At 71.3% G+C, this 21842-nt stretch carries 22 protein-coding genes; 13 read left to right on the top strand and 9 right to left on the bottom strand.

The genetic code is table 11. The features are described 5' to 3' along the window. The first annotated feature begins 68 nt into the window (after positions 1-68). The 5 genes from OG408_RS25475 (at position 69) to OG408_RS25455 (ending at position 4977) form a co-directional block, all read left to right on the top strand. Positions 69-1040 (top strand): SPFH domain-containing protein, encoded by a 972-nt coding sequence (locus OG408_RS25475; RefSeq protein WP_266782267.1) that lies wholly within the window; start codon positions 69-71, stop codon positions 1038-1040. Next, complete coding sequence (locus OG408_RS25470; protein ID WP_326672142.1) at positions 1037-1294, top strand: hypothetical protein; 258 nt, start codon at positions 1037-1039, stop codon at positions 1292-1294. The genes OG408_RS25475 and OG408_RS25470 overlap by 4 nt, the downstream gene beginning before the upstream one ends. 91 nt (positions 1295-1385) lie before the next feature. Continuing rightward, on the top strand, positions 1386-1910 hold the full coding sequence (locus OG408_RS25465; protein ID WP_266782263.1) for a PadR family transcriptional regulator: 525 nt from the start codon (positions 1386-1388) through the stop codon (positions 1908-1910). Next, the gene (locus OG408_RS25460) at positions 1907-2593 is read left to right on the top strand and encodes an ABC transporter ATP-binding protein (RefSeq protein WP_266782261.1); all 687 of its coding nucleotides are present in this window, start codon (positions 1907-1909) and stop codon (positions 2591-2593) included. Before OG408_RS25465 ends, OG408_RS25460 begins: the two co-directional genes overlap by 4 nt. Continuing rightward, a complete protein-coding gene (locus OG408_RS25455) occupies positions 2590-4977 on the top strand; it encodes an ABC transporter permease (protein WP_326672139.1) in 2388 nt (795 codons plus the stop codon). Before OG408_RS25460 ends, OG408_RS25455 begins: the two co-directional genes overlap by 4 nt. Positions 4978-5006: 29 nt before the next feature. Here the strand turns inward: OG408_RS25455 and OG408_RS25450 are convergent, their stop codons facing one another. Further along, positions 5007-5972 (bottom strand): hydrogen peroxide-inducible genes activator, encoded by a 966-nt coding sequence (locus OG408_RS25450; protein WP_266782257.1) that lies wholly within the window; start codon positions 5970-5972, stop codon positions 5007-5009. A gap of 132 nt (positions 5973-6104) precedes the next feature. Here OG408_RS25450 and OG408_RS25445 point away from each other — a divergent pair, with 132 nt between their 5' ends. Beyond that, positions 6105-6659, top strand: a complete 555-nt coding sequence (locus tag OG408_RS25445; protein ID WP_123461343.1) for a peroxiredoxin — start codon at positions 6105-6107, stop codon at positions 6657-6659. A gap of 12 nt (positions 6660-6671) precedes the next feature. Continuing rightward, positions 6672-7205, top strand: coding sequence for an alkyl hydroperoxide reductase (locus OG408_RS25440; protein WP_250967916.1), 534 nt, complete (start codon positions 6672-6674; stop codon positions 7203-7205). A 98-nt stretch (positions 7206-7303) separates the two neighbouring features. Here the strand turns inward: OG408_RS25440 and OG408_RS25435 are convergent, their stop codons facing one another. From OG408_RS25435 to OG408_RS25420, 4 genes are all read right to left on the bottom strand, one after another. Further along, positions 7304-8725 (bottom strand): AI-2E family transporter, encoded by a 1422-nt coding sequence (locus OG408_RS25435; protein ID WP_266782252.1) that lies wholly within the window; start codon positions 8723-8725, stop codon positions 7304-7306. Between the two features lie 136 nt (positions 8726-8861). Then, on the bottom strand, positions 8862-9566 hold the full coding sequence (locus OG408_RS25430) for a transglycosylase SLT domain-containing protein (protein WP_266782250.1): 705 nt from the start codon (positions 9564-9566) through the stop codon (positions 8862-8864). Between the two features lie 390 nt (positions 9567-9956). Next, on the bottom strand, positions 9957-11279 hold the full coding sequence (locus OG408_RS25425; RefSeq protein WP_285572180.1) for a PhoH family protein: 1323 nt from the start codon (positions 11277-11279) through the stop codon (positions 9957-9959). 413 nt (positions 11280-11692) lie between these two features. Next, a complete protein-coding gene (locus tag OG408_RS25420; protein ID WP_266782246.1) occupies positions 11693-12454 on the bottom strand; it encodes an isoprenyl transferase in 762 nt (253 codons plus the stop codon). A gap of 196 nt (positions 12455-12650) precedes the next feature. Here OG408_RS25420 and mgrA point away from each other — a divergent pair, with 196 nt between their 5' ends. The 3 genes from mgrA (at position 12651) to OG408_RS25405 (ending at position 16150) form a co-directional block, all read left to right on the top strand. Next, a complete protein-coding gene (gene mgrA / locus OG408_RS25415; protein WP_326672133.1) occupies positions 12651-13700 on the top strand; it encodes an L-glyceraldehyde 3-phosphate reductase in 1050 nt (349 codons plus the stop codon). Between the two features lie 404 nt (positions 13701-14104). Next, positions 14105-15259 carry a winged helix DNA-binding domain-containing protein gene (locus OG408_RS25410; protein ID WP_326672131.1) on the top strand — a complete coding sequence of 385 codons (1155 nt, stop codon included), beginning with the start codon at positions 14105-14107 and terminating at the stop codon, positions 15257-15259. A 102-nt stretch (positions 15260-15361) separates the two neighbouring features. Then, a complete protein-coding gene (locus tag OG408_RS25405; RefSeq protein ID WP_442806144.1) occupies positions 15362-16150 on the top strand; it encodes a YqjF family protein in 789 nt (262 codons plus the stop codon). On the opposite strand, the gene OG408_RS25400 is transcribed toward OG408_RS25405, so the two are convergent. The 3 genes from OG408_RS25400 to OG408_RS25390 all read right to left on the bottom strand — a co-directional run bounded on the left by OG408_RS25400 (position 16113) and on the right by OG408_RS25390 (position 18345). Next, positions 16113-16571, bottom strand: a complete 459-nt coding sequence (locus OG408_RS25400) for a hypothetical protein (RefSeq protein ID WP_266782238.1) — start codon at positions 16569-16571, stop codon at positions 16113-16115. The genes OG408_RS25405 and OG408_RS25400 overlap by 38 nt on opposite strands. A 69-nt stretch (positions 16572-16640) precedes the next feature. Next, positions 16641-17441: a class I SAM-dependent methyltransferase gene (locus tag OG408_RS25395; protein ID WP_326672127.1), complete on the bottom strand. Its 801-nt coding sequence runs from the start codon at positions 17439-17441 to the stop codon at positions 16641-16643. 76 nt (positions 17442-17517) lie between these two features. Beyond that, complete coding sequence (locus tag OG408_RS25390) at positions 17518-18345, bottom strand: prepilin peptidase (RefSeq protein ID WP_326672125.1); 828 nt, start codon at positions 18343-18345, stop codon at positions 17518-17520. Positions 18346-18448: 103 nt separating this feature from the next. Between OG408_RS25390 and OG408_RS25385 the strand changes: the two genes are divergently transcribed. The 3 genes from OG408_RS25385 to OG408_RS25375 all read left to right on the top strand — a co-directional run bounded on the left by OG408_RS25385 (position 18449) and on the right by OG408_RS25375 (position 21304). After that, the gene (locus tag OG408_RS25385) at positions 18449-18820 is read left to right on the top strand and encodes a DUF192 domain-containing protein (protein WP_326672123.1); all 372 of its coding nucleotides are present in this window, start codon (positions 18449-18451) and stop codon (positions 18818-18820) included. A gap of 508 nt (positions 18821-19328) precedes the next feature. Beyond that, complete coding sequence (locus OG408_RS25380) at positions 19329-20456, top strand: hypothetical protein (RefSeq protein WP_326672121.1); 1128 nt, start codon at positions 19329-19331, stop codon at positions 20454-20456. An 86-nt stretch (positions 20457-20542) separates the two neighbouring features. Continuing rightward, a complete protein-coding gene (locus tag OG408_RS25375) occupies positions 20543-21304 on the top strand; it encodes a hypothetical protein (RefSeq protein ID WP_326672120.1) in 762 nt (253 codons plus the stop codon). A 10-nt stretch (positions 21305-21314) separates the two neighbouring features. Here the strand turns inward: OG408_RS25375 and OG408_RS25370 are convergent, their stop codons facing one another. Beyond that, a complete protein-coding gene (locus tag OG408_RS25370) occupies positions 21315-21836 on the bottom strand; it encodes a hypothetical protein (RefSeq protein WP_326672119.1) in 522 nt (173 codons plus the stop codon). Positions 21837-21842 lie beyond the last annotated feature (6 nt).

The raw sequence follows: 21842 nt of genomic DNA, 5'->3' as shown, positions 1-21842 counted from the left end.
TTGCGAAATCCATTAATGTGTAATCACATTACTAGCTCATCGCTAGCCACCGCGAAACGGGGGATTCCATGACTGACCCGACCAGCCCGAACGCTTCGGTCCCACCGTCGGCCGACCTCACGCCGGACGCGCCCGAGATGCCGGAACCGCAGGTCCGCGAGACGACGGCGCACAGCATCGCGGGCGGCCTCGGCCTCCTGCTGACCGTGATCGGGGTGATCGCCGGCATCGGTCTCGCCATCGTCGGCGGCGTCATCGGATCGAACGGGAACAACGGCGTCGGCATCCCGGTCTGCATCCTGGGCGTGCTGCTCGCCATCGCCTCGTTCTTCTGCATGGGCGGTGTGAAGATGGTCGCACCGGGCGAGGCGCGGGTGATCCAGCTCTTCGGCCGGTACGTCGGCACCATCCGGGCCGACGGGCTGCGCTGGATCAACCCGCTGACCTCCAGCCGCAAGATCTCCACCCGGGTCCGCAACCACGAGACCGCGGTCCTCAAGGTCAACGACGCCTACGGCAACCCGATCGAGCTCGCCGCGATCGTCGTCTGGAAGGTCGAGGACACCGCACAGGCCCTCTTCGAGGTCGACGACTTCCTGGAGTTCGTCGCCACCCAGACCGAGGCGGCGGTCCGGCACATCGCGATCGAGTACCCGTACGACGCCCACGAGGAGGGCGGCCTCTCGCTCCGGGGCAACGCCGAGGAGATCACCGAGAAGCTGGCTGTCGAGCTCACCGCACGGGTCCAGGCGGCGGGTGTCCGGATCATCGAGTCCCGCTTCAGCCATCTCGCGTACGCCCCCGAGATCGCGTCCGCGATGCTCCAGCGCCAGCAGGCCGGAGCGGTGGTCGCGGCCCGGCAGCAGATCGTCGAGGGCGCGGTCGGCATGGTCGAGATGGCGCTGACCCGGATCGCCGAACAGGACATCGTCGAGCTCGACTCGGAGCGCAAGGCGGCCATGGTCAGCAATCTGATGGTGGTCCTGTGCGGCGACCGGGCCGCACAGCCGGTCCTCAACACGGGCACGCTCTACCAGTGACGGATCAGACCCCGCGGCGCCGTGCGCCGCAGTCCGGGCCGCAGCAGCGCAAGCAGATGCTGCTGCGGCTGGATCCCGCCGTGCACGACGCGCTGGCGCGCTGGGCGTCGGACGAGCTGCGGAGCGCGAACGCGCAGATCGAGTTCCTGCTGCGGCGGGCGCTCGCGGAGGCGGGCCGGCTGCCGGGCGGTGCGGCGCCGATCGCACGCCGGGGACGCCCGCCGAAGGCGCCGGAGGCCCCGGGCCAGGAGTGACCCGCCGGGGCCCGGCCCCGACGGGCCCTCGGGCGGACGGCCCCCACACCGGTATACACGACAGGTATACACACCGTGTACAGTCCTGGGTATGTCTATCGGCCACACCCTGCTCGGGCTCCTGGAGTCCGGCCCCCGCCACGGCTACGACCTCAAGCGGACCTTCGACGAGAAGTTCGGTCACGACCGTCCACTGCACTACGGACAGGTCTACTCGACGATGTCCCGGCTCCTCAAGAACGGCCTCGTCGAGGTCGACGGAGTGGAGACCGACGGCGGCCCGGAGCGCAAGCGCTACGCCATCACCGATGCCGGCATCACCGATGTCGCCACCTGGCTCGCGCAGCCCGAGAAGCCGGAGCCCTACCTCCAGTCGACCCTGTACACCAAGGTCGTCCTGGCCATGCTCACCGGCCGCAGCGCCGCCGACGTGCTGGACGCCCAGCGCTCCGAGCACCTGCGCCTGATGCGCATCCTCACCGACCGCAAGCGGCAGGGCGACCTCGCCGACCAGCTGATCTGCGACCACGCCCTGTTCCACCTCGAAGCCGATCTGCGCTGGCTGGAACTGACCGCCGCCCGGCTCGGCCAGCTCGCGAAGGTGGTGGCCCCGTGATCCCCGCCGGCTCCCTGCTCGCCGCCCGCGACCTGCACAAGACCTACGGGGCGACCCCCGCGCTCGACGGCGCCTCGTTCTCCGTCCACCCCGGCGAGGTCGTCGCCGTGATGGGCCCCTCCGGCTCCGGCAAGTCCACCCTGCTGCACTGCCTCGCCGGCATCATCACGCCCGACTCCGGCACCATCACCTACGCCGGCCGCGAGCTGTCCACGATGTCCGACGCCGAGCGCAGCGCCCTGCGCCGCAGCGAGTTCGGCTTCGTGTTCCAGTTCGGCCAGCTCGTCCCCGAGCTGACCTGCGTGGAGAACGTCGCCCTGCCGCTCCGGCTGAACGGCACCCGGCGCAAGGCCGCCGAACGCACCGCCCTGCAGTGGATGGAGCGGCTGGAGGTCGACGACATCGGCGCCCAGCGGCCCGGCGAGGTCTCCGGCGGCCAGGGCCAGCGCGTCGCCGTGGCCCGTGCGCTGGCCGCGTCCCCGAAGGTGATCTTCGCGGACGAGCCGACCGGCGCCCTGGACTCCCTCAACGGCGAGCGCGTCATGCAGCTGCTGACCGAGGCGGCCCGCTCCGCCAACGTCGCCGTGGTGCTCGTGACCCACGAGGCCCGGGTCGCCGCCTACTCCGACCGCGATGTCACCGTCCGCGACGGCCGGGCCCGCGACCTGGAGCACGCCGTATGACGCTGCTCGAAGAGAGGACGGCTCCGGCGCGTCCTCCGGAACCGCCCTCCCGCACCCCGGCCCTGCTGCGCGATCTCGGGCTCGGCATCCGCTTCGCCGCCGGCGGCGGCCGCGAGGGCTGGGCCCGCACGCTGCTCACCGCGGTCGGCGTGGGCCTCGGCGTGGCCCTGCTGCTCGTCGCCGCGTCCGTACCGCACATGCTCGACGAGCGGTCCGGACGCGAACAGGCCCGCTCCGAGAGCAAGATCTCGGAATCCCCCGATGTCTCGGCGAAGAAGTCGGACAGCACGGTCCTGCGGATCGACGCGGGAACCGAGTACCACGACCGGACCATCGACGGCTTCCTCATGCGCGCCGACGGCGCCCACCCGGTGCTCCCGCCGGGCATCGGCGAACTCCCCGCCGCCGGGGAGATGGCCGTCTCCCCCGCGCTCGGCGAGCTCCTCGACGCCCCGGAGAACGCGCTGCTCAAGGAGCGGCTGCCGTACAAGGTGACGGCCACCATCTCCGACGCCGGCCTGGTGTCGCCCGGCGAGCTGCGGTACTACGCGGGCAGCGACACCCTGACCCGCGCCACGGGCGGCCACCGGCTGTCCGGTTACGGCGATCCCGGACCCGCGAAGCCGCTGTCGCCGCTGCTCATCGTGCTGATCATCATGATCTGCGTGGTGCTGCTGGTCCCGGTGGCCATCTTCATCGCCACCGCCGTGCGCTTCGGCGGCGACCGCCGCGACCGCCGGCTCGCCGCCCTGCGCCTGGTCGGTACGGACATCCGGATGACCCGCCGGATCGCGGCCGGTGAGGCGCTCTTCGGCTCGGTGCTCGGCCTCCTCATCGGGCTGGCCCTGTTCCTGACGGGGCGCCAGTTCGTCGGGTACGTCGAGATCTGGGACGTCAGTGCCTTCCCGGCCGACCTGGCCCCCGACCTCCGGCTCTGCGTGCTCATCGCCCTCGCGGTTCCGCTCACCGCGGTGCTCGTCACCCTGGTGGCCATGCGCTCCGTGGTCATCGAGCCGCTCGGAGTCGTACGCAACAGCCGCAGCCGCAAGCGCCGCCTCTGGTGGCGGCTGCTGCTGCCGGTCGCCGGACTCGTGGTCTTCGGACTCGGCGGCAGGATCGACGAGTACAGCCCCGTCAATCCGTATCCGGTCGCCGGAGGCGCGGTGCTCGTCCTCGTCGGACTGGCGCTGCTGCTGCCCTGGCTGGTCGAGGCCTGCGTCAAGCGGCTGCGCGGCGGACCGGTGCCCTGGCAGCTGGCCACCCGCCGGCTCCAGCTGAGCAGCGGGGCGGCCTCCCGCGCGGTCAGCGGCGTCACCGTCGCCGTGGCCGGCGCGGTGGCCCTGCAGATGCTGTTCGCCGCGATGAACGACGACTTCAACAGGATCACCGGCCAGGACCCGTCCCGCGCCCAGATCTACGCCGCGTCCGAGATCGTCAGGGGCGACGCCGCCCTGCACACGATCAAGGAGCTCCGCGCCACCAAGGGCGTCACCAAGGTCGTCGGCACCGTCGAGGCGTACGCCACCAAGCCGGGGAAGTACTCGGGCGACGAGATCCAGCCCACCACCTCGTTCAGCGTCGGGGACTGCGCGACCCTGCGCGAGCTCGCCCGGATCACGTCCTGCCGGGACGGCGACACCTTCGTCGTCCACCCCCGGGACAAGGGCCAGGCCGGCTGGGTCGACGAGACCGCCCGCAAGGGCGAGGTGCTCGAGTTCGACAGCTACGGGCGGGGCAAGCCGCTGCGCTGGACGCTGCCCACCGGCACCCGGACCGTCCTGACCCGGCCCGACCCGCTCGGCGAGGAACGCTGGGGGATCATGGTCACGCCCGGCGCGATCGACGCGGCGACCCTGCCGGGAGCCCAGACGATCGCGCAGATCCGCTACGACGAACACGTCCCGGACGCCGCCGAGTACGTACGCAACACGGCGGCGCGGATCGATCCCGGGATGCGCGTGGTCACCATGACCTCGGTCGAGCGCGACCGGCAGTACGCGAGCATCCAGACCGGCCTCCAGGTCGGCGCGACCGCCACGCTGCTGCTGATCGCCGCGTCCATGCTGGTCTCCCAGCTGGAGCAACTGCGCGAGCGCAAGCGGCTGTTGTCGGTCCTGGTCGCCTTCGGCACCCGGCGGGTCACGCTCGGCTGGTCGGTGCTGTGGCAGACCGCGATCCCGGTGGTCATCGGGCTCGTGGTGGCGGTGGCCGGCGGTCTCGCGCTCGGTGCCACCCTGTGCTGGATGGTCGGCAAACAGGTGTCCGGCTGGTGGCTGTTCCTGCCGCTGGCGGGGGCGGGCGCGGCGCTCATCCTGCTGGTCACCCTGCTGTCCCTGCCGCCGCTGTGGCGCATGATGCGCCCGGAGGGGCTGCGCAGCGAGTAGCGCCCGCGACTGCCGGCCGGACCCCTGACTCAGGCCCGGCCGGCCGTCGCCACGCGTACCGGCAGCGCCGCCATCGCCCCGCGCAGCGCCGCCGCGAACTCCTCGAACTCCTCGTGTCTGGCGGCCCCGGTCCGCATCCCCAGCGCCACCCGCCTCGCGGGCGCCGGATCCGCGAAGTACCCGGTGGCCAGCGCGTCGTTGCGGGCGGTCTCGACCGTCACCGCGGTCCGCGGCAGCAGCGTCACCCCCAGCCCCCCGGCCACCAGCTGCACCAGGGTGGAGAGCCCGGCCGCGGTCGTGGTGACCGGCGCACCCTCGGTGCGTCCCGCCTCGCGGCAGATGTCGAGCGCCTGGTCGCGCAGGCAGTGCCCCTCGTCGAGCAGCAGCAGCGGCAGCTCCCGCAGCGCCTCGCGCGGAATGTCCTGCCGCCCGCCGAGCCAGTGGTCGCGCTCCATGACCAGCACGAAGTCCTCGTCGAAGAGCGGGAGTTCCGTCACCCCCGGCACCCCGAGCGGAACCGCGAGCAGCAGCAGGTCCAGCCGCCCGGCGGCCAGCCCCTCCAGCAGCGAGGAGGTCTGCTCCTCGTGCACCTGGAGGTCGAGGTCCGGGTAGCGGTCGTGGACCAGCCGCAGCACGGTCGGCAGCAGATACGGGGCGACGGTCGGGATCACCCCGAGCCGCAGCACTCCGGTGAAGGGCGCCCGGACCGCCTCGGCCTCCTCCATCAGCGCGCCGACGGCGTGCAGCACCACCCGGGCCCGCACCGCGAGCCGCTCCCCGGCGGGCGAGAGCAGCACCTTGCGCGTCGTGCGCTCGATGAGCTGGACACCCAGTGCCTCCTCCAGCGCGGACACGGCCCCGGAGAGCGCGGGCTGACTCATCCCGATTGCTGCCGCGGCGTCCCGGAAGTGCAGATGCTCCGCCACGGCGGCGAAGGCGCGAAGCTGCGCGAGGCTGGGCTGTTTGGGCCGGTTGCCCTGATTACCTTGCACCACTGATAGGCACCTCCGATCATCACGACCGAGTGTAGCTATTTCCGTGATCAATGCACTCTGTGCCAAGGTGGACACCGTCCAACCCTCAGGAACTCCCCCAAAAAGGGAATTCCTACGCTGCAAGGAGAGCGCGTGCTCACTGTCGGTGACAAGTTCCCCGAGTTCGACCTGACCGCTTGTGTTTCGCTGGAGAGCGGCAAGGAGTTCGAGCAGATCAACCACAAGACCTACGAGGGTCAGTGGAAGATCGTCTTCGCGTGGCCGAAGGACTTCACCTTCGTGTGCCCCACCGAGATCGCCGCGTTCGGCAAGCTGAACGAGGAGTTCGCCGACCGGGACGCGCAGATCCTCGGCTTCTCCGGTGACTCCGAGTTCGTGCACCACGCCTGGCGCAAGGACCACCCGGACCTGACCGACCTGCCCTTCCCGATGCTGGCCGACTCGAAGCACGAGCTCATGCGTGACCTCGGCATCGAGGGCGAGGACGGCTTCGCGCAGCGCGCCGTCTTCATCGTCGACCAGAACAACGAGATCCAGTTCACGATGGTGACCGCCGGTTCCGTGGGCCGTAACCCCAAGGAGGTCCTGCGGGTCCTCGACGCCCTGCAGACCGACGAGCTGTGCCCCTGCAACTGGACCAAGGGCGAGACCACCCTGGACCCGGTCGCGCTCCTCTCGGGCGAGTGAGCTGACACCGACATGGCACTCGACGAACTGAAGGCCGCCGTTCCGGACTTCGCCAAGGACCTGAAGCTGAACCTCGGTTCGGTCATCGGCAACAGCGAACTCCCGCAGCAGCAGCTCTGGGGCACCGTCCTCGCCTGCGCGATCGCCTCGCGCTCGCCGAAGGTGCTGCGCGAGCTGGAGCCGGAGGCGAAGGCCAACCTCTCCGCGGAGGCGTACACCGCCGCGAAGTCGGCCGCCGCCGTCATGGCGATGAACAACGTGTTCTACCGGACCCGGCACCTGCTGTCGGACCCGGAGTACGGGAACCTCCGTGCGGGCCTGCGGATGAACGTGATCGGCAAGCCGGGCGTGGAGAAGGTCGACTTCGAGCTGTGGTCGCTCGCCGTCTCCGCGATCAACGGCTGCGGCCAGTGCCTGGACTCCCACGAGCAGGTGCTGCGCAAGGCCGGCGTGGACCGTGAGACCATCCAGGAAGCCGTCAAGATCGCCTCGGTGATCCAGGCCGTGGGTGTGACCCTCGACGCCGAGGCAGTCCTCGCCGAGTAGCACCCGCGGTACCCCTGATACGAGAAGGGCCCCCAGGACGACCGACCGTCCCGGGGGCCCTTCTTCATGTGTCCTCGTTCGTGTGTCCGTTCGGGACGTCAGACCTGCTTCGGCGCCTCCGCGGCCGCCGGTTCCTCGTCGGTGCCGTCGTCGGTCTCCTCGGGCGGCGCTCCGGGCGCGGGCGTGGGCGCCGCGTCCAGTGACGTCGAGCCGTGCGGCGGCGGCGAGTGCCGGCGGGACTCCTCCTGCCCGTACGTCCGCAGATAGCCGACCACCGTATTGGTCACCGCCACCAGCGGCACCGCGACGACCGCACCGCCGATGCCGGCGATCATGCCGCCCGCGGCGACCGAGAGCACCACGGCCAGCGGGTGCACGCGCACCGCGCGGCCCAGGATGAACGGCTGGAGGATGTGGCCCTCGATCTGCTGGACCGCGAGGACCACGGCCAGCACCAGCAGCGCCGTGAACACGCCCTGGGTGACGAGCGCGACGACCACCGCCAGCGCCCCGGACACCACCGCTCCGACGAGCGGGATGAAGGCGAACAGGAAGATGAAGACGGCCAGCGGAACGGCCATCGGCACATCGAGGAAGAAGATCCCGAGACCGATGAAGATCGCGTCGATCATGGCGACTATCACCGTGCCCCGCACATAGGCGGTCAGGGTCCGCCAGGCACGCGGGCCGGCGCCCGCGACACCCGGCCGGGCCTGGGCGGGCACGAGCTTGAGCACCCAGTGCCAGATCCGCTTGCCGTCGTACAGCAGGAACAGCGTGGAGAACATCGCCAGGAGCATCCCGGTCAGCAGCTCCACCATGACGGTGACGCCCTGGAGCCCGGCGGAGGTGATCGCCTCCGTGTTGGTGCCGACGGTGTCGCTGAGGTTCTTCGCTATGTCGTTGATCTGCTTGTCGGTCACATGGAACGGGCTGTCCAGGAGCCAGTTCTTCAGGTCGTCGATCCCGGTCCGCACCTTGTCGGAGAGGGTGTCGATGTTGTCCATGACCTGCCAGACCACGAACCAGCCGACCAGGCCCATGATGACGAAGCCCAGGATCGCCGTGACGGCGGTGGCCAGCCCGCGCGGGAGACCGTAACGCCTCAGCCGGGCGACGGTCGGCTGGAGCATCGCGGTGACGAGCAGCGCACCGACGAACGCCAGCACCACCAGCTGCACCGCGCTGATGACCCGCATGAGCACCCAGAGGGTGCCGGCCAGCACCAGGAGCCGCCAGCCGGCCTCGGCCGCGACCCGCATCCCCCAGGGGATCGCGGCGACCGGATCGGGGCGTGCCGCGACGGAGGGGGCGTACGCGGGCGGCGGCGGCACATGATCGGCCGCACCCGAACCGTCGTCGCCCTCACCGGACGCGGATCCGGCGGACTTCGCCGACGGCTTCCCGCGTGCGGTGTCGTCGTCCTCGTCCGCCGCTTCGGCGCGTCGTTCTTCCAGGCGATCGCCCAGCTTGGTCAGTTCAGCGCCCAGTTGTCCGAGCCACCCCGGCAGTTTCGACATAACCGTCCCTCTACCCCCGTCCGCTCTCCCCACCGCTCCCCCCGGGAACGGCTCCGCCCGACCGTACACGCGCGAAGCCCCCCACCGTAGGACGGCGAGGGGCTTCGCGAGGTTGAGGCCTGAACCTCGGAAGGTTCTAGTACCAGTGGTTGGCCTGCCAGAAGGACCAGGCACCGCACGGGCTGCCGTAACGGCTGTCCATGTAGTTGAGGCCCCACTTGATCTGCGTGGCCGGGTTGGTCTGCCAGTCGGCACCGGCGGACGCCATCTTCGAGCCGGGCAGCGCCTGGACGAGGCCGTAGGCACCGGAGGAGGCGTTGCTCGCGCGGTAGTTCCAGCTCGACTCGTGGTTCACGATGTTGCTGAAGCACTGGAACTGGTCGCCGGGAATCATCTGACGAGCCATCGCCTGGACTTCGGCCACGCTGTACGAGCCCTGCGTCGCGAACGCGGAAGCGCTGCGGACCTCGGAGCGGCTGGCGCGCTCGGCGCGCTCCGCCTTCTCCTTGCGCTCCTTCTCCAGCCTGTCCTCGGCCGCCGCCTTCTTGGACTTGGCGTCCTTGGCGGCCTGCACACGGGCTGATTCCTCGGCGGACTTCTTCGCTGCCTCGTCGGCCGCGGACGCCTGGGCGTCGGCCTGCTGGGTCAGCGATGCGGTCTGCACCTGGGCCTGCTGGCCCGCGGGGATGTCTGCGAGCAGCGTGGTGTCGGCTGCGGTCGCCTCGAAGTTGTTGTCGTCGGCAGCGGGAGTGCTGCCCGATGCAACGCCCACGACGGCGCCTACGGTGGTTACGGCTGTGGCAGATGCCACGGCGAACCCCCGGACCGAGATCCGGCTCACACGGTGTCCTTCCAGCATCGCCCGCTTAGGTGACCTCGCGGGCGCAATCGTGCCCCTGGACACTGGCCTCCCTACTGCTTGGGTCACGGGAGGCACGGGCCCGGTGGGCACTCCCCGGGGGGAGCGCCGCGTGGTGCTCGCGGGCGGCATACGGACGGCGGTTGTTGAGTTGTGTGGTGCGTGGCACCTCTGGAGGTGCCGGTGTGCCGTATGCGGGGCCTGACGGAAGCAAGACTCTGCCGGAACGGGACACGTGGAAGCAATTCTCCGTTGCGTGTGAAAGCTCACACCTCGTTTGGAGCACATGAATTACGGAAATGGTGCCGCAACACGATGCCGCCCGGCTAAGCTCCTTCGCTCGCCGGGCGGCATCAACTCTCCCAAGCCGTATCAGATCTGGCCTTCCTCCAGCATTTCGGTCACCAGTGCGGCGATACGGGAACGCTCCGAACGCGTGAGCGTCACATGCGCGAAGAGCGGGTGCCCCTTCAGCTTCTCGACCACGGCGACCACACCGTCGTACCGGCCGACCCTGAGGTTGTCCCGCTGGGCCACGTCATGAGTGAGCACCACCCGGGAATTCGACCCGATCCTGGACAACACGGTCAGCAGGACGTTCCGTTCGAGCGACTGGGCCTCGTCGACGATCACGAAGGCGTCGTGCAGGGAGCGGCCCCTGATGTGGGTGAGCGGCAGGATCTCCAGCATGCCGCGCCCCAGCACCTCCTCGATCACCTCACGGCCGGAGACGGCCGAGAGGGTGTCGAAGACGGCCTGGGCCCAGGGGCTCATCTTCTCGGCCTCGCTGCCGGGGAGATAGCCGAGCTCCTGCCCGCCGACCGCGTACAGCGGACGGAAGACCATCACCTTCTTGTGCTGGCCTCGCTCCAGCACGGCTTCGAGGCCCGCGCAGAGCGCCAGCGCCGACTTTCCGGTGCCGGCCCGGCCGCCCAGCGACACGATGCCGACCTCCTGGTCCAGGAGGAGGTCCAGGGCGATGCGCTGCTCGGCGCTGCGGCCGTGGATGCCGAAGGCCTCCCGGTCGCCGCGGACCAGACGGACATTGCCCTCGGGCGTCACCCGGCCGAGCGCCTTGCCCCGTTCGGACTGGAGGACCAGGCCCGTGTGCACGGGCAGGTCCGCGGCCTCGGGGACGTACAGCGTCTCCTCGGTGAAGAGCAGATCCACCTGTTCGGCCGAGAGGGGAAGTTCGGACATCCCCGTCCAGCCGGAGTCGGTGATGGCGAGTTCCGCCCGGTACTCCTCGGCCAGGAGTCCGACCGACGAGGCCTTGATGCGCAGCGGCAGGTCCTTGGAGACGACCGTGACGTCGTACCCCTCGGCCTGGAGATTGCGTGCGACCGCGAGAATCCGTGAGTCGTTGTCCCCCAACCGGTAGCCGGCGGGAAGGACGCCGGGATCGGAGTGGTTGAGTTCGACGCGCAGCGTCCCGCCCAGATCCCCGAGGGGGATCGGGGCATCCAGCCGGCCGTACCGGACCCGGAAGTCGTCCAGCAGGCGCAGGGCCTGCCGGGCGAAGTACCCGAGCTCCGGATGGTGCCGTTTGGCCTCCAGTTCCGTGACCACGACGATCGGGAGCACGACTTCGTGCTCGTCGAAGCGGGCCATGGCGTTCGGATCGGCCAGCAGGACGCTGGTGTCGAGAACATAGGTGCGCCTGTCGGGCATGCGGCGCTTTGTGCTGGTCACCACGGAAGGACGTACCCCCTCGGACGAGGTTGGGGTGCGACGGCGTCGCGGAGCATCCCAATGGGAGAGGACGGACCGGGCTGCGGCCACCTTGCGCGGGCCGAGCGCCGGCCCTCCGCGTCGGACGCACTGTATGTACGGTCCTTCGTGTGCAAAGGGCCTCCCGGGCGAGCGGACTCCATGCCGCTCACTTGGACACGACGTCCGCCTGGTTGGTGACCGGACGTCGACCTGTCAGGGATATGCCCTCGAACAAGCCAAGCCATGCCGACCGGGGCCGGTGGGGTGAGCGGGGAGCGGTGGCCCGTGACCGTGGGTGAGGGCGCACCACCTGGGGGTTCCGTCCCCGGACGGCGGACGGGACCGGGATGCCGGACCGGCCGGGAACACCGCCGGGGCCGGAGAACCCTGCGGAATCAGCCTCCGTAGCGGCGGTGGCGGGCCGCGTAGTCGCGCAGCGCCCGCAGGAAGTCCACGCGGCGGAACGCCGGCCAGAAGACCTCGCAGAAGTAGTACTCCGAATGCGCGCTCTGCCAGAGCATGAAGCCCGACAGACGCTGCTCGCCGCTGGTCCGGATCACCAGGTCCGGGTCGGGCTGCCCGCGGGTGTAGAGGTGCTCGGAGATCAGGTCGGTGGAGACGATCTCCGCCAGGTCCTCGAAGGAGGTGCCCTTGGCGGAGTGGTCGAGGAGCAGGGAGCGCACCGCGTCCGCGATCTCCTGGCGGCCCCCGTAGCCGACGGCGACGTTGACCAGTATCCCGTCGACCCCGACCGTCGCCTGTTCGGCCTCCTTGAGGACCGTCTGGGTGTGCGCGGGCAGCAGATCGAGGGTGCCGACGTGGTGGACCCGCCAGCGGCCGTCCGCCACCAGGTCGCGCACGGTGTTCTCGATGATGCCGAGCAGCGGGATGAGCTCGGACTCGGGCCGGTCGAAGTTGTCCGTGGACAGCATCCACAGGGTGACGACCTCGACATCGGTCTCACTGCACCAGCCGAGGAGCTCCTTGATCTTGTCCGCACCGGCCTGGTGCCCCTGCGCGGCGGTGCCGCCGGACGCCTTCGCCCAGCGCCGGTTCCCGTCGAGGATGACACCGATGTGCTTGGGCACCTGGGCGTGATCGAGGCGGGCCTCCACCCGGCGTGCGTAGAGCCCGTACACCAGGTCGCGCAAGTTCACTGAGTCCACCTCTCGGTTCCGTGCGGGCCCGCCCGCCCCTATGCCCGGGGTCCGGGGTCGTCCCCCTGGGGATCGCCGCACCGGAAGGGGGCGATCGCCCCGCCGTGCCTTGGCAGTCCCGAAGGGGCCACATTACTGCGCAGGCGCCGCACCGGCCCAACCCGCCCTGTCACAAGTCCGTGATAAGGAGGGAAACGTGACTGATTCCTCTTCCTCCGCCTTCCCCTACGGTGCCGCCGCCTCGCGCTACGACTCCATGGAGTACCGCCGCACCGGCCGCAGCGGCCTCAAGCTCCCGGCCGTCTCGCTCGGCCTCTGGCACAACTTCGGCGACGACCGCTCCCTCGACGCGCAGCGCGCCATCCTGCGCCGCGCCTTCGACCTCGGCGTGACCCACTTCGACCTGGCCAACAACTACGGCCCGCCGCCCGGCTCCGCCGAGCTCAACTTCGGGAAGCTCTTCCGCCAGGACTTCGCGCCGTACCGCGACGAGCTGATCGTCTCCACCAAGGCGGGGTACGACATGCACCCCGGGCCGTACGGCGAGTGGGGTTCGCGCAAGTACCTCCTGTCGTCGCTCGACGCCTCGCTGAAGCGGATGGGGCTCGACTACGTCGACATCTTCTACTCGCACCGCTTCGACCCGGGCACTCCGCTGGAGGAGACGATGGGGGCGCTGGCCTCCGCCGTCCGGCAGGGCAAGGCGCTGTACGTGGGGGTGTCCTCGTACAACTCCGCACAGACCGCCGAGGCGGCCCGGCTGCTGAAGGAGATGGGCGTGCCGGCCCTGATCCACCAGCCGTCCTACTCGATGATCAACCGCTGGACCGAGAGCGACGGGCTGCTGGACACCCTGGAGGCGGCCGGCATGGGCTGCATCTCCTTCGTGCCGCTCGCGCAGGGCCTGCTGACCGGCAAGTACCTGAAGGGCATCCCGGAGGGTTCGCGCGCCACGCAGGGCAAGTCCCTGAACCCGGACCTGCTCTCCGACGAGGTGGTCCGCCGGCTGAACGGGCTGAACGACATCGCGCAGCGCCGCGGCCAGTCGCTCGCCCAGCTGGCCCTCAACTGGGTGCTGCGGGACAGCCGTATGACGTCGGCTCTGATCGGCGCGTCGAGCGTGAAGCAGCTGGAGGAGAACGTGGCGGCGCTGGCAGGGCCGACGCTGTCGGACGCGGAGTTGAAGGAGATCGACACCTTCGCCGTGGACACCGCGGGCACCAACATCTGGGCCGGACGGGCCTGAACGGACTGCCCGGGGCTCACGTCCGCGGTCGCGGTACGGACCCGGCAGTACCGGGGCACAAAAAAACGGGCCGGTCCGTGGGGGGGGGTTACGGACCGGCCCGAGGGGGGGTTTCCACCATAACCCTTCGTAAGTGATGCTGCGTGCCACGCCACGAAATAATTACTCTCCGAATGTGCGGGACTCCGCTGCGGGCACGGAATCCGGCCCTCCACAGGGCCTGGAGCTGCACGGACGCCCTCCGGCGCCGCCTTGACGCCCGAACGGCCCTCAGGACGTACACAGGATGTGCACATTCCGGTCACCGGCGGCCGCCCGCGGGCCCGGACACCGGCGTCCGCGGGAGCCGCAGAGGGCCGGATATGGGACAACAACTGACCTGATGGGCCGGTAGCTTGCGCAGCATGACGAGACGCACCCCGACCGCGGCCCGGTCCGGAGCGAACACCCGCCGGATGGAGCGCCAGGGCCTGGCCGTCCCGCTCGCCGCAGCCCCGGCCGGCATCGTCGAGTCGATGCCCGCCGCGCACGCCCAGGTCCTGTCCGCCGCCGAGCTCTCCGTGGGGCTGCGGAGCCGCGAGCTGACCCGCGCCGACGTGCGCAAGGCGCTGTGGACGGACCGCACCCTGGTCAAGACCTTCGGGCCGCGCGGCACGGTCCATCTGGTGTCAGCGGCCGAACTCGATCTGTGGACGGGCGCGTTGTCCGCCCTGCCGGTGGGCCGCAGCGCCCACCCGGAAGGCGTACGGATGACGCCGGAGCAGACCGAGGAGGTGCTCGCCGCGATCGGAGAGGCGCTGACCGGTGCGGAGCTGACCGTCGACGAGCTCACCGACGCGGTCGTCGCCCGCGCCGGGGCCTGGGCCGGCGAGCCGGTGGTACCCGCCTTCCAGACGCTGTGGCCGCGCTGGCGGCAGGTGACACACCTGGCGTCCCACCGCGGGCTCCTCTCCTTCGGCCAGGACCGCGGCCGCAAGGTCACCTACACCCGGCCGGACGTCACCCCGCTCGACGGACCGGCCGCGCTCACCGCGCTCGTCCGCCGCTATCTGTACGCCTACGGCCCCGCCACCGCGCAGCACTTCGCCCGCTGGCTGGCGGTGTCCCCCCGCTGGGCCGCCGGCCTGTTCGCCCATCTGGCGGCGGACGGCACCATCGAGGAGGTGACGGACGAGGACGGCGGCACGGCCTGGGTAACGACCGGTGACACCGCCTTCCCCGCACGGCCGGTGCACGGGGTGCGGCTCCTCCCCTACTTCGACGCCTTCGTCATCGCCTCCCAGCCCCGCGAGAAGCTCTTCCCCGGCGCCGCGTACACCCGCGCGCTGGCGGGCGGCCAGGCGGGGAACTTCCCGGTGCTGCTGATCGACGGCACCGTGGCCGGGGTGTGGCACCAGCGCCGCTCGGGCCGGCGGATCGCGGTGACGGTGGAACCTCTCGCGCCGATGACCGCCGGGCAGCTCCAGGAGCTGGAGCAGCAGGTGGCACGGGTGGGCGAGGTACTGGAGGGGAAGCCGGAACTGACGGTGGGGAAGGTGACGGTGGGGGGCCACGCATAGGGCTCGCGCGCGGCCGGGGGGGGGCGGCGTTCGGGGCATCGCCTTGGCTGCGCGCGGGGCTCTCGCGGTGTAGGGCGGCCGTGCCACCCTTGGTCCGTGACGATGCCCGCGCCCATCACCCCCGACGCCCCAGGTGACCTTCGCCGCCCGCTGCTCACCCAGCAGTGGCTCGATCTCTGCTTCGTGCACTGGGCCGCCGCCCCGGAGACGGTGGCCGGGCTGCTGCCCGAAGGGACCGTTCCCGACACCGTCGACGGGGTCACGTACGTCGGACTGGTGGCCTTCCGCATGCACCGCGTCGGATGGCTCGGACTGCCGGGCGTGCCCTACCTCGGATCGTTCCCCGAGACCAACGTCCGCCTGTACTCCGTCGACGCCCGGGGACGGCGCGGAGTCGTCTTCCGGTCGATGGACGCGTCGCGGCTGATCCCCGTGGCTCTGGGCCGGGTCGGCTTCGGCCTGCCGTACGCATGGTCCCGGATGAGCGTCGACGCCACCGGCGACACCGTCACCTACACCAGCTCGCGCCGGATGCCCGGCCCGCGCGGGGCGCGCAGCCGCCTCACCGTACGCACCGGCGAACGCATCGAGTCACCGACCGAGTTGGAGTACTTCCTCACCGCCCGCTGGGGGCTGCACAACACGTTCCTCGGCTCGACGGCCTATCTGCCCAACGACCACCCGCGCTGGCCCCTGCACCGCGCCGAACTCCTCGCCTGCGAGGAGAACCTCATCGAGGCGGCGGGACTGCCCGCCCCGTGCGGCGCCCCCGTCAGCGTCCTCTGCTCCCCCGGCGTCCCGGTCCGCCTCGGCCGCCCGGACAGATCCCGGGACCGGCCCGGGCCGCGCGCCGTCAGGTGGCCGCGGCCGCGCCCCGGTGCCCCCGGGTGAAACGGATGCCCACGGTGTCGCCGCCCGTCACCACGAAGCGGCCGCCCTCGCAGCGGATGACGGCCTCGTGCACCTCGCCGCGCTCGTCCCTGCGCTCCTCGGTGCACTGCACCGTCCAGCCGCCGTCGGGCGGCTGCGGCAGCCGCGCCATCGCGGCGAACTCCCACTGGGCGGCGGGCACGCACCAGTCGGGCAGCTGCGGCCAGGTGCCCGCCCCGACGTGCAAGGTGCCGTCGGACGCGCACGTCAGGACCACCGACTGACCGTCGGCCAGCAGGAAGGCGACCGCCTCCGGTTCCCCCATGCGCCCCTCGGGCCGGTAGAAGATGCCGAGGACGCCGACGACCCTGGCGCCCCTGAGCCATTCGGAGTTCCCCTGTCGCGGGCCGCGGGCCGCTTCCTCGTCGTTGCCGACCCTCATGGCCTGCTCCTTCCCCGTGCGCTCAGCGTCCAGAGTGCCATCCTTCGGGCGCGGGAAGGGGGTTCACCCTCACCCCGGTTTGCGGGCCTCGATCAGAAAACGGGTGGTGTGGGCGACGAACGGGCCTTCTGTCTCGATCCGGTGGTGCAGCGCCGCAAGTTGCTCCCGGTACTGCCCGACGGTGAAGCCGGGCACCATCCAGATCACCTTCCGCAGGAAGTAGACGACCGCTCCGATGTCGAAGAACTCGGTACGCAGCCGCTCGAACCGCAGGTCGACGACGTCGAGCCCCGCCGCCTCGGCAGCGGCACGTGCCTGTTCCGGATCGCGTGCGGCGCGCACCTCCGGGGGCTGCGGGCCGAGGAAGTACTCGACGAGTTCGAAGACACTGGCCGGGCCGACCTGCTGCGAGAAGTACGTACCGCCGGGGGCCAGGACCCGGGCGATCTCGTCCCACCATGTGGTCACCGGATGGCGGCTGACCACCAGGTCGAACGCCGCGTCACCGAACGGCAGCGGCGGCTTGTCCTCGTCGGCGACCACCACGGCACCGCGCGGATGCAGCAGGGCGGTGGCGCGGGCCACGTTCGGCGGCCAGCCCTCGGTGGCGACGGTCAGCGGCGGCAGCTCCGGCGCGGACGCGAGCACCTCACCGCCCCCGGTCTGGACGTCGAGCGCCGCACTCGCCCGGCCCAGGCGCTCCGCCATGGCACGGGCGTAACCCCAGGAGGGCCGCTCCTCGGTGGCCCGGCCGTCCAGCCAGGAGAAGTCCCAGCCGGCCACGGACACGGAGTCCGCCTCGGCGACCAGGGCCTCGAAGCGGGCACGCTCCGCCGCGGCCGCCTGCACGTCATCGGGGGTATCGCTCATACGGGGATGGTCGCAGCCGGGCCCCTCCGGGCGCGACCGCAATACGGTGCCCCCGGCCCGGGAGCGGCCGTACGGCTCAGACGGCCAGGCCGCCGAACAGAATGCCCAGCAGCGCGCCCGCGATCATGAACGGGCCGAACGGGATGCCCGTCTTGCGCCCCGCCCGCCGCAACGCCACCAGCCCCAGCCCGTACACCGCACCGAACAGGAACCCGGCGAACCCGCCGACGAAGACGACCGGCCAGCCGTACCAGCCGAGCGTGACCCCCAGCGACAGGGCGAGCTTCACGTCCCCGAAGCCCATCCCGTTCGGGTTGATGAGGAACAGCACGAAGTAGAAGACACCGAGAGCGGCACCGCCGAACAGCGCGGACAGCCAGGCACCGCCGTGCTCCGGCAGCAGCGCCGCGATCCCGAGGAGACCGGCGGCCGCCGCCGCGGCCGGCAGCGTCAGCCGGTCGGGCAGCCGGTGGACGCGCCGGTCGATCGCCGCGAGAAGCACCGCGACGGGGGCCAGCAGCAGCCACACGACGAGCTCGGGGCGCGTCCCGGTCGTCCCGGCGAGCGCGGCACAGCCGAGGGCGGTGACGACGGGAGCGAGGAGATGCGGGGCGTACACGGCACCGGAGGCACCCCCGGACCCGTCGGCGGACGGCTCCTCGACGGGCTCGTCCTCCGGCCCGGCCGTGGTGCGCACGGAGACGGCCGCGCCCACCTCGGCGCAGGTCGCGCAGCGCGTGGAGCCCACCCAGCCGCGGCCGCGCCCGGTGAGGGCGTGGCCGGCGGGGCAGGTGTCCCGCCATGCGTCGTCCGGTTCGACGGAGAACCGGTAGGCGGCGCGCGGGACCAGCAGTCCGGTCGCGGCACCCCAGAGGGCGGCGACCCCTATCAGCATGGCGTACACGGCATCGACCCTAGGCGGCCCGTGAGCACGGGTCATGGGCCCTGGGGCCCACTCCCGGCCGATACGGGCCCAGAGGCCGTCACCTGGCGCTACCGTCTTGGCCATGGCTCGATGGCGCAATGGAACAGGCACGCTGACGATCACGGACCGGGACGGGGAGCGGGAGACCGAGGTGCCGCTGCGGATAGCGGCCTCGTACCGGCACCGGACCCGGGGGCTGCTCGGTCAGGACGGTGTCGACGGGGCCCTGATGATCACGCCGTGCGGAAGCGTGCACTCCTTCCGGATGCGGTTCACGATCGATGTGGCCTACCTCGACCGGAAGTTCAACGTCGTGGCAGTCCACACGATGAAGCCCGGCCGGCTGGGGCTGCCCCGGCTGCGGGCCCGGCATGTGATCGAGTCGGAGGCCGGTGCGATGGCGGGGTGGGGGCTGCGGCCCGGTACGCAGGTGCGGATCACGCAGCCCGGCTGAAGGGGTGCGGGGTTCTGTGGTGCGGGGTTCCGTCCTCAATCGCCGGACGGGCTTGGGTGCGGGTCCCCCGCGAGGTTCGCCTCTGTCCGGTGGGTGGGGGTGGGGGCCCTCCGGGGCGTCTCCTCAAAAACTGGCGTGGCAACCGGAGACGTTGCGGGGGCCGGGTAGTACGCCATTTTTCTGCGGGGACCCCCCTGCACGCCCCCACCCGGCCCGCCATGCGTCTGAACGCCGACGGTACGAACGCCGCAGACGCAAGGCGGCCGGGTCCGGGGCCGTGCAGGGGAGTCCCCGCAGGACGACGAACGGATACCGGGGTTCGTTCGCGTGGGACTGGAAACGTTCGTCGTTTGAGGAGACGCCCCGGAGGGGCCCCGGACCCCCACCCACCGGGCAGGCGCCCCCGGGTCGCGGAGCACCCGCACACACCAAGCCCGTCCGGCGATTGAGGACGGAACCCCGCCACCCGGACCGGGGCGACCAAGCCGCGGCAGACATAATCGGTCTTATGCCCCCCGCCCCCTCCTCCCAGGTCACCCCCGCGCTCGGTGCGTACGCCGCGGTGCGGGTCGTCGGGCTCGTCGTGTTCTGGGTCGCCGCTTCGGCGGACGGGAAGGACGCGCTGCATCTGCTCTCGGAGCGCTGGGACTCCGTCTGGTACCAGCGGGTCGCCGAGAACGGGTACGGGTACTCGGTCGCGCTCCCGGACGGGGGCGTCCACTCCGATCTCGCCTTCTTCCCGCTGCTGCCCGCGCTGGAGCGCGGCATCGCGGCGGTGACACCGTTCGGCCTCGCCGGCGCCGGGCTGCTGGTCGCGTGGGTGGCCGGGCTGATGGCCGCCTGGGGGATCTTCGCGGTCGGGGCGCGGTTGTACGGGAACCGGGCGGGGGTGCTGCTGGCCGCGCTGTGGGGCGTGTACCCGACGGCGTTCGTCCAGTCGATGGCGTACACCGAAACCCTGTTCACCGCGCTCGCCGCCTGGTCGCTGTACGCCGTGCTGACCCGGCGGTGGATCGTGGCTGGCGCGCTGTGCGTGCTCGCCGGGCTGACCCGGCCCTCCGCCGCCGCGCTGATCGCCGCGCTCGCGATCACCGCTGCCGTCACCCTCGTACGGGAGTACCGGGCGGGTGCCACCGACGGCATCGTCGGCCGCAACGGCCGCATGCTGCTCGGGGTGGCCATCGCGCCGCTCGGCTGGCTCGGGTACGTGGTGTTCGTCGCGGTGCGCGAGGGCAGCGCGTTCGCCTACTTCGACGTCCAGGCGCAGTGGGGCAACAGCATCGACGGCGGCGCGGCGCTCGCGTCGTTCATCGTCGGCCTGCCGCTGCCCGGCATGCTCGGGCTGTGCGCGGCGCTGGCCGCGCTGGGCTGGCTGGTGTCGTTGTGCGTGCGGCAGCGCCAGCCGCTGCCCGTGCTCGTGTACGGGATCGCCATCGTCGTCATCTCGCTGATCGGCTCCGGGTACTTCGGGTCACGGCCCCGGCTGATGATGCCGGCCTTCCCGTTGCTGCTGCCGCCCGCCGTCGCGCTGGCCGGGGTGCGTTCCACGGCCCGTACGGTGGCCGTCGTCGCCGTGCTCGCCGTGGCGTCGGCGGCGTACGGTGCCTGGACGCTCCTCGGGTCGGGACCGCCGTGACTTGGGCCCGTGGGCCCAAGCAACCTGCGGGTCCGGGTTGTTACCGTGCAGAGTCCCTGCGGGAACGGCATCGGCGGGAGCGGTCAGTGAAGAAGGCACGTACGGCAGTCATGGCGGCCACCACAGCAGTGCTCTGTCTGGCGGCGGTCGCCTGCGGGCCGGACGGGAAGAAGTCCGAGCCGGACGGCGGCAAGGCCGCGGGCACGCCCTCGAAGCCGGCCGCGAGCAAGTCCGCCGCCCCCTCTCCCACCTCGACCCCCACCAGCAGCGGCGAGGTCCTCGACAAGGCCGGGCTTGCCCGGGTCGCGCTGACCACCGGTGAGGTGGCGGCGTACGAGGTCACGCCCATGCAGGGCGGCGACGAGACGGGTACGGAGCGGTCCGAGAACAAGGACTGCCGGCCCCTCGTGGCCGTGATCAACGGCGCGCCCGAGCCCGCCCCTGCCGCCACCGTCTTCCGTACCGTCATGGACAAGTCGGAGGAGGGCCGGGACGACCAGACGGTCGTCACCGAGATCCTCACCTCGCACGCCGAGGACTCCGCGCAGCAGCTGATGCGCGGGGTGCGGGACGCGGTGCGGGCCTGCGCGGGCGGGTTCCGCACGTCGAGCGAGGACGGCCCGTCCACGTACACCGAGGTCAAGCAGCTTCCGCTGCCGCCGGCCGGGCAGGAGAGCATCGCCTACCAGGTGACCGGGAGCATCGAGGGCGACAAGGTGCCGCTGGTCTTCCAGCTGGTGCGGACCGGGTCGACCGTGGTGACCTTCTATGTGGCCGACTTCGTGACGGCGAAGACCCCGGAGCTGCCGGCCGGACTCGTCGCCGCGCAGGCCGCCAAGCTGCCCTGACGGCCGGCTCTCATTCCCCGCGCAGGACCACGTCGGCGGCGAGGGCTGCTCCCGCCTCGTCGTACAGCTCCAGCCAGCGCTGTTCGTCCGCCGCGTTGCCGGCTCTGATGCCGAACGTCCAGGTGGGGTCGAGGAACAGCGTGGTCCCGCCCTCGAAGTCGAGGGCCAGGCAGGTGCAGACGTCCGGGCCGGCGCCCGGTGCGCGGTAGACGCGCAGCCGGGTGCAGTGCAGCCTGTCGCGGCCGTCGCCGAAGTGCTGTTCGCCGCAGCTCGCGACGATGACCTCGTCCTCGGCGTCCGTGAACAGGTCGATGCCGCTCCAGTCGATGCCGTCCACCACCGAGGTGGACAGCCGGTCGAACTGGCCCACCGACTCGAACCTCAGCAGCCCCTCGTCCAGCCGGAGCCAGACGACGAGGGGCTGCGGGCGGAACTCGGGTACGTCGTCGTCCCGGTCCAGGTATCCCGGGAGGAGGACGTCGCGGACGGCGTGGTCGCGCAATGCCTTCTCGGCCGTCTGCCAACCGCTCATGTCCGC

The sequence above is a fragment of the Streptomyces sp. NBC_01257 genome (assembly GCF_035917255.1).
GTDB lineage: Bacteria > Actinomycetota > Actinomycetes > Streptomycetales > Streptomycetaceae > Streptomyces.
Note: the sequence above shows the minus strand (reverse complement) of the source record. Positions and strands in the feature narration are given on the sequence as shown.